General features: G+C 46.6%; 8 protein-coding genes. 4 read left to right on the plus strand and 4 right to left on the minus strand.

Annotated features, from left to right (window positions below):
- Nucleotides 1-67 precede the first annotated feature (67 nt).
- Nucleotides 68-577, minus strand: coding sequence for a pentapeptide repeat-containing protein (locus H6F63_RS02210; protein ID WP_190425613.1), 510 nt, complete (start codon nucleotides 575-577; stop codon nucleotides 68-70).
- Nucleotides 578-594: 17 nt separating this feature from the next.
- On the opposite strand from H6F63_RS02210, the gene H6F63_RS02215 reads away from it, so the two are divergent.
- Nucleotides 595-1,101: a YraN family protein gene (locus tag H6F63_RS02215; protein WP_190634495.1), complete on the plus strand. Its 507-nt coding sequence runs from the start codon at nucleotides 595-597 to the stop codon at nucleotides 1,099-1,101.
- A 98-nt stretch (nucleotides 1,102-1,199) separates the two neighbouring features.
- Here H6F63_RS02215 and H6F63_RS02220 read toward each other — a convergent pair whose 3' ends face one another.
- Complete coding sequence (locus H6F63_RS02220; protein ID WP_190425610.1) at nucleotides 1,200-1,589, minus strand: hypothetical protein; 390 nt, start codon at nucleotides 1,587-1,589, stop codon at nucleotides 1,200-1,202.
- 167 nt (nucleotides 1,590-1,756) lie between these two features.
- On the opposite strand from H6F63_RS02220, the gene queA reads away from it, so the two are divergent.
- Complete coding sequence (gene queA, locus H6F63_RS02225; protein WP_190634497.1) at nucleotides 1,757-3,049, plus strand: tRNA preQ1(34) S-adenosylmethionine ribosyltransferase-isomerase QueA; 1,293 nt, start codon at nucleotides 1,757-1,759, stop codon at nucleotides 3,047-3,049.
- Between the two features lie 259 nt (nucleotides 3,050-3,308).
- The gene (locus tag H6F63_RS02230; RefSeq protein WP_190634500.1) at nucleotides 3,309-4,568 is read left to right on the plus strand and encodes a tetratricopeptide repeat protein; all 1,260 of its coding nucleotides are present in this window, start codon (nucleotides 3,309-3,311) and stop codon (nucleotides 4,566-4,568) included.
- Between the two features lie 82 nt (nucleotides 4,569-4,650).
- Here H6F63_RS02230 and H6F63_RS02235 read toward each other — a convergent pair whose 3' ends face one another.
- Complete coding sequence (locus tag H6F63_RS02235; protein ID WP_190634502.1) at nucleotides 4,651-5,352, minus strand: NAD-binding protein; 702 nt, start codon at nucleotides 5,350-5,352, stop codon at nucleotides 4,651-4,653.
- 120 nt (nucleotides 5,353-5,472) lie between these two features.
- Entirely contained in the window at nucleotides 5,473-6,807 is a 1,335-nt protein-coding gene (locus tag H6F63_RS02240; RefSeq protein WP_190634504.1) for a TrkH family potassium uptake protein, read from the minus strand.
- Between the two features lie 132 nt (nucleotides 6,808-6,939).
- Between H6F63_RS02240 and H6F63_RS02245 the strand changes: the two genes are divergently transcribed.
- Complete coding sequence (locus tag H6F63_RS02245; protein ID WP_190634506.1) at nucleotides 6,940-7,800, plus strand: methyltransferase domain-containing protein; 861 nt, start codon at nucleotides 6,940-6,942, stop codon at nucleotides 7,798-7,800.
- Nucleotides 7,801-8,094 lie beyond the last annotated feature (294 nt).

Below are 8,094 nucleotides of genomic sequence, written 5' to 3' on the forward strand. Positions count from 1 at the left end.
ATTCCTTAGTCATTACGTTTTCGTTCCCAGGCGGTCGTCTGGGAACGAGTAAAATACTGGCTAATGATTAAGGGCAAAATAGAGTGGCACGAGTTTCGCGTCCTGTCGTCGGGTTGGTGCCTTTAGCTGTTTTACACAACTGTTTTTGCACATCCTGACGAAACAAGACATCTGTAAAATCTGCTCCATCAATGATGGCACCTTCAAACTTGGAGTTAAAGGCAAACGCTCCCTCCAAAATAGCGTTAGTTAAGTTAGCGTTGGTGAAACGAGCAGTGTCTAGGGTAGCGTTTCTGAGATCGGCTCCCTCTAAATTGGCACTTTCAAGATTAGCGCCAAAGAAGCTGACACCCCGCAAATCTGTATGACTCAGGTTACTGCTGCGAAGATTGGCTTTAGTAAAGCTGGAGTCCGTAAGCACTTTACCTGAGAAATCTGCACCGATCAAGAATTCCTTGTTGTAGTCTTCAGCTAGGGCAGGAGTTGCGATCGCGCCGAAAGCTGTTAAAGATGCGATCGCTACCAGCAACAAACCCAGTAAAATTGTCGAAATCCGATTGTTTAGCCTAAAATTCATGCTGCTTCCAGAGGAAGATGGAAAACCGTCGTCTATCTCATTATCCCAATATCGGTGTTTTAGGAGAAGACCTGGTTGCTCAATGGTTACATTCACAAGGTTTCTTAATTCTGCATCGTCGCTGGCGTTGTCGCTGGGGAGAGATAGACATAATTGCGCGACAATGCTCGACTGGGGACAAGGAAGCTTTCCCGAAGTCTAGCCAATCCCCAATCCCCAATTCCCTTGAGCCAGTCTTAGCATTTGTCGAGGTTAAAACTCGCAGTCGGGGAAATTGGGATGCGGATGGAATGCTGGCAATTACAGCGAAAAAACAAGCAAAACTCTGGCTCACAGCGGAGCTTTTTCTAGCGGATAACCCAGATTTAGCAAATCTTTCTTGCCGTTTTGATGTCGCTCTTGTCAGATGTGTGCGATCGCGTCTTTCTCAACCTCCCTCGGTTGCTTCACCAAAACCTGGGGAGATGACGCTCTTAGGATACCATCTGAGCGTACAAGACTACATCCAGTCTGCTTTTGATTAAATATTAGCAATACCCACCAGTCCCTCGCTTTGCCGGGCATTCACCCTACATTTAATGGCTAATTACTCTTAAATAATTAGCCATTAGCCAAAGAATAATTAAGCTAAAGTTTCGGGGCAATATCCCAGCCCTCTAGTGAACTGTTGCCGGAATGCTTCAATATCGCTGCGATCCGGGGTACCATGAGAAACTACAGCTACTTGATAGCGTCGCATAACTTCTATTGGGGACTGTCCCGTTTCCAGGCTCCAAAGGGCCATTTGGAGGCGAATTGCAGGCTCGTAGGGAATTCCCAGCTCGTTCATAAATGCCCTAAAGTCGCCATCTTGCTGAGGGGTTAGTGGGCTGTAGGTTTTGATCTTGATTACCCAGCCATCAATCTGATGAATTACAGTCATTAAACGCACGGGCAGTTGGGGCATTCCGTGTAGATATTCAACCACCCGTAGGGTAAGGCTGGCATTCGCCAGAAAGTAAACGTATTCCATGAGGTTTCTTGGTGAGGAGTGCCAAGCTGTTGCTATACCTCTAATTCTCACCTTATAAAGCTTTTTGCAACAGGGGAAAAGCCCCCGATCTTATCTGGGGGATATTACCCAATTACTTTAGTTACATTGAGCAATAAATTATCCGTAGACTAACGGGGATAAACCGGATGACTAAACTTGATGGAGACACTGAAATTACAGATACCCAGTCGGGAAACTGTGAGTCGGGAAACTGTGAAGCTGTTGCTGGACTAGGGGAACTCAAGCTGAACAATGAAGTTGAGTCACCCAGCGAGAATAATATAGATCGGTTGTTATCCAGTTATGGCTATGAACTCCCAGCAGAGATGATTGCACAGAACCCGGCGGTGCCGAGGGATAGTGCGCGTATGTTGGTAGTAGATTCCCCAAATCGCCATTTTCACGCCATTTTTCGTGATTTACCGGATTTACTCAAGCCGGGAGATTTACTTGTATTAAATAATACTCGTGTTATTCCCGCTCGCCTCCGTGGTCGTAAATCTACGGGCGCACCAGTTGAGGTGTTGCTGCTGGAGGAACGGCAAAATAACTGCTGGTTAGCTTTGGTGAAACCAGGGCGGCGGTTACAACCGGGGGCGAAGATTTTTTTTGAACCTCAGGGATTGGGGACTGGGGACAAGGGACTGGGGACTGGGGACAAGGAAGCTTTCCCGAAGTCTACCCAATTCCCAATCCCCAATTCCCAATCCCCAATCCCTAATCCGTTGAGTGCAACTGTGGTGGAAAGGGATGAGGCGACTGGGGGGCGTTTGTTGCAGTTTGATGTTCCTTTGGGGGTGTCTTTTTGGGAGATGTTGGAAGAATACGGTGAAATGCCCCTACCACCTTACATTACAGCTTCCCAATCTCAGCCGGAGGAGTATCAAACTGTTTACGCTCAACGCCAAGGCGCGATCGCAGCCCCAACAGCTGGGCTACACTTTACCCCAGAGTTACTCAATCGCTTGCACGAACGAGGGATTAAGCAAGCTTCGGTGACGCTGCACGTCGGAGTTGGTACGTTTCGCCCCGTGGAAGTGGAGGATATTACTACCCACAAAATGCACGGGGAATGGGTGGAAGTACCCGCGTCAACTGTAGAACAAATTCGGGAAACCCAGGCGCAAGGCGGTAGGATTATTGCCGTAGGGACAACGGTGGTGCGAAGTCTAGAGTCAGCCGCCGCTAATGGGGAATTGCAGCCATATTCCGGTAAAACAGAATTGTTCATTTACCCCGGCTATCAGTGGCGGGTAGTAGACGGGCTGATTACCAATTTCCATTTGCCTTGTTCGAGTTTGCTGATGTTGGTTGGCGCTTTGATTGGGCGTGGGCGGTTGCTGGATTTGTACCAAGTCGCAATAAAGCATCAATATCGCTTCTATTCTTTTGGTGATGCAATGCTAATTTTGCCTGAAGGAGTAGGGGCTGGGGACTAGGGACTAGGGACTAGGGACTAGGGACTAGGGACTAGGGACTATAGCAATCCTAAATGATTCGTGAACTTGTGTAGGGACGAGGCAGTGCCGTGTCCCTTCCCTATACCAGGGCGAATACTCGTTCACAACTTAAATAGGATTGCTATAGGTAAGACTTTTTCCTCTTCCCCAATCGCCAATCCCCAATCGCCAATCCCCAATCCCCATTTACAATTACTATTACTATTACTTAAGAGATAGTGGTGCGGGGTTCCCAAATATGCTGAAAAACCACAAATCAATTTATTTGCTTGCGGCTGCTTTGATCGCTTTTGGTTGGACAACTGCCGATAATGCCTGTGCCGGAGAACGACGGTACAAACAACAAAAAACGACATCATTTACATCCCCCGTAGGGAATAAACAGATGGTCGAGGGTTTATACACTCAAGATTTGGAAGCAGCTTCTTACTTCCAACAAGGAGTGACCCGGTATAACCGCCAAGACTTTCGGGGTGCAGAACTAGCCCTTCGGAAATCGCTGGAGTTTGACCCTAGCATTGCAATGGCTTATTATCTGTTGGGCAATTCCTTAGCTCAACAAGGTCAGTTTGATCGGGCAACTAACGAGTATCTACAAGCTATTCGCCTCAACCCGAATCTGGGAGAGGCTTATTACAATTTGGGAGTTGCTTTATATAGACAAGGGCAACCAGATGCGGCGCTGGCTGCGTACCAAAGAGCGCTGGCTTTTAATCCCAACTTGGCAGATGGCTACTATAATGTTGGGTTGGCGTTGGAAGCTAAGGGGCAATCAGAGGAAGCGATCGCTGCATATCGGCAAGCTTTGGTCAAAGAACCCAACTACGCGCAGGCTCACTATAACTTGGGGCTGCTTTTGGTGAAACAAAACCAACCCGAAGCCGCACTCACCGAATTTCAGGAAGCGGTTCGGATTAACCCAAACTATGCCGAAGCTCAATATCAACTAGGGTTACTTTATACCCAGCAAAACCAGCAGCAGCGGGCGGTAAACGCATTTAAGACAGCAGCAGATCGCAATCCGGAATTGGCAGATGCTCAATACCAGATGGGGGTGATTTTTGCCCAGCAAGGTAACTTCAAAGCAGCAGCCAACAGATTCCAAGAGGCGGTGCGTCTCAATCCCAACGATGCTGAATCTTACCAGCAACTGGGGGCGATGCTACTGAAGCGGAATCAAGTCAAAGAAGCAACCACGGCTTTGACGGAAGCAAAGCGTCTCAAGCCGAATGACGCTACGACTCAGTATAACTTGGGCGTGGCGCTACAAAGGCAAGGTCAGTTAACGGAAGCGATCGCAGCTTACCAGCAAGCCATTGTCATCGATCCCAGTCTGGCAGATGCGTTTTATAACCTGGGAGTCTCGCTGCAACAAACTGGACGACGCGAGGAGGCGATTCCTTTTCTAATCCAAGCGAAGAGTTTGTTTAATCAGCAGGGGAATGTAGACAAAATTGACCAGCTAAACCAATTTTTACAGCAGATAGGAGCCAACTAAAAAAGGCAAACAGTAGGAGTTTTCTCGTTCCCCGTCTCTGGCTGGGGACGAGATAAAAAGCCTTTACCTTTCGTCGGTTGCCTTAAATTGGTAAACGATTAATGTCTTTGTTGCAGCCAATCACAACCATTGCCGATCCCTTATAAAGTCGCTGGTGGGGATTAGGGTTAATTTCAAACTTGCTATCGTGACTCACTGCTAATAGATTCAAACCATAACGGTTGCGAAGTTGAAGTTCAGAGATAGTTTTGCCGTGGAATTCGTCGGGAACAATAACTTCTACAATACTATGATCGGTATCCAGATCGAAGCGGTCTAAAATAGCAGGTTTAGTGAGACTTCTTGCTAAAGCACAGCCCATTTCATGCTCTGGAAACACCACATGATCTGCCCCCACTTTTTGAAGTAATTTTACATGAATATCTGAGGAAGCTTTAGCCACTACATGGGGTACGCCAGCTTCCTTCAAATTTAGAGTAGTAATTACACTCGCTTCTAGATAATTACCAATCGCCACAATTACCGTATCAAAATCAGAAATTCCCGCCTCTCTAAGGGCAGCTGGTTCTGTTGAATCCAATTGCACCGCGTGGGCGGCAATTTGATCTGTCAAAATTTGGGCTACTTTCTTTTCGTCAGCATCAACACCCAGCACTTCGTAGCCTAGTCGGTGTAGAGTCCAGCAGACGCCACGACCAAAACGCCCTAAGCCAACGACTGCAAATTGACGCTTGTTGCTACTGGTGCCTAGACTGCGAAAAAAACTCAAAGACGACAAATTCACTCTCTTTACTCCGGACTGTTTATTGTGGTTATTAGTAATTGTTAAGGGCTAATGGTAATTTCATGACCATTAGCAACTGACAACTGAGAATAGATTATTTAGCACTGAAGATCGCGATCGCTACCCTACCAATAAATTCTCTTCTGGATATCGAACAACGCTGGGGCTGGGATCTCCTAAAACGGCTGACATGAGTAGCAACACTCCAACCCGACCTATGTACATCGTGGCAATTATCACCAATTTAGCGAACGCTGAAAGAGTCGCTGTGATGCCAGCAGAAAGTCCAACTGTGGCAAATGCTGAAACAACTTCAAGCAGGATTTGGATAAACTCAAACTGTGGATCGTGCAGCGCAATTAAAGTTGTGGAACCAATCACCACCATCAATGAACCAAATGCGACACCAACAGCCTTTAATATCAGCACCAACGGTATTTGACGCTGATAACACAGAACTTCTTCCTTACCTTGTAGAACTGCTTTAGTACAGCTAAACAACACTCTCACGGTAGTAGTTTTAATCCCGCCGCCTGTACCGCCGGGATTGGTACCGATAAACATGAAGGCAATTGTAATAAATAGACCAGCCTCGGTCATCTTACCAATATCAATCGTATTAAATCCGGCTGTTCTCGGAGTAACAGATTGAAACCAAGCAGCCATTAATTTTTGAGGGAAGCTTAGTTGTCCAAAGGTTTGCGGATTGTTGAATTCCGCAAATAAGAAGAAAATGGTTCCCAAGATCAGTAAAAGCAGAGTGGTACTGGTGGCAACTTTAAAATTAAGAGAAAATACTACTTTCTCTGGGCGTCTATGGTAGCGATCGCGTACCCAGAGATACGCTTCCATAATTACCTCGTAGCCAATCCCTCCCAAAATAATCAAAACTGGGACGATCAGGTTGACCAAGGGCGATCGCACATACTGGATCAAATTATCCCGGAAAAGCCCAAAGCCTGCATTATTAAAGGAATTCACGCTATGAAAAATTGATAGCCAAAGACCGCGCTCTATCCCATAATCCGGCACAAACACCAACATCAGTAAAAAAATGCCGGAAATTTCAATAATCAGCGTCATGGCAATAATAGAGCGAACCAACTCCACTACACCAGACAATCCAGGCTGGTCTAATGATTGTTGAATAGCGATTTTCTCTCTCAAGCCAAACTTGCGCCCCAACAGCAGCAAAAGCAAAGTTGTTGCTGTCATATAGCCCAAGCCACCCACCTGCACCAGCAAGACCAGGAACATCTGCCCCCAGAATGAATAAAAAGTCCCGACATCAACCACAGATAAACCAGTCACGCAAACCGCAGAAGTGGCGGTAAATAGGGCTATCAGCGGATTGCTCCAGCTGCCATCACTCGTAGAAATCGGCAGCATCAGTAAAAGCGTGCCAACCGTAATTACCGCTAGGAAACCCAGGCAAATAGTTCGGGAAACAGTCATAGGCTAATCTGAAAAACAGCTAAGTGCTGAATCAAAGAGTTTGAGAGGGGAGAAAAAAAGTCTTTTTAAGAGTTTACTGCTTTCGGAGTTCTGATAGGCTAATTTTTGATCCGCACTTTTCGCGACAATTTCATGACATCAACTCTATATCAGCAAATTCAACATTTATACGACGCTTCCTCTGGTCTTTGGGAACAGATTTGGGGCGAACATATGCACCACGGGTACTATGGCGCAGATGGTACCCAAAAAAAAGACCGAAGGCAGGCACAGATTGACCTGATTGAACAATTACTCAACTGGGCTGGCGTACAACAAGCCCAGCATATTGTTGATGTTGGTTGCGGAATTGGCGGCAGTTCCCTATACCTGGCACAAAAGTTTAACGCTACTGCGACTGGGATTACTCTTAGCCCAGTCCAGGCTAACCGAGCAAAGGAACGCGCAGCGGCGGCGGGACTCAGTGAAAGGGCATCTTTCGAGGTGGCAGATGCTTTAAATATGCCTTTTGCGGATAACTCCTTTGACTTGGTATGGTCAATGGAAAGTGGGGAACATATGCCGAATAAAAAGAAGTTTTTGGAAGAATGCTACCGGGTACTAAAGCCTGGTGGAACTTTCATTATGGCAACGTGGTGTCACCGTCCTTTGGGTGGAGAATATGGGCAACTGACAAATGATGAGCGGAAACATTTGGCGGAAATTTACCGGGTGTATGCTTTGCCTTATGTGATTTCGCTGCCCGAATATGAAGAAATAGCTGGTAATATCTCTTTCCAAAATATTCGCACGGCAGACTGGTCAACAGCTGTAGCCCCATTCTGGGATGTAGTAATTGATTCTACCTTTAATTTCGATGCCATTGTGGGTTTGCTGCTTTCCGGTTGGACAACCATTCAGGCTGCGCTTTCTCTAGGCTTAATGAGTCGGGGTTATCAGCGAGGGTTGATTCGATTTGGCTTGCTGTGCGCTAGCAAAGGAGATGTGCTTTAGCGTCTGAACCAATACGGTTAGGTTAAGTATGTTCATCCCTTGAAGATCCCCCTTCTTAGAGGATGTCCCAGAAGTGTCAAAAATTAATTTGATCCCCCTAGCCCCTGCGTTAACGCGCCGCTGCGCTAGAGAAAAGGGGGAGAATCAAGTCTTAGTCCCCCTTTTTAAAGGGGATGCAAGGGCAGGGCTGATTCATTGGAAAAAGGAAAATAGACGATGCACATCATGAGACAAATGTCGAAGTGCTTTGGTGATCGAGGCAAAACCGTGCTGACGAAATAGATTGATGGCGAA

It is taken from the genome of Trichocoleus sp. FACHB-40 (genome assembly GCF_014695915.1).
Classification (GTDB): Bacteria; Cyanobacteriota; Cyanobacteriia; order Cyanobacteriales; family FACHB-T130; genus Funiculus; species Funiculus sociatus.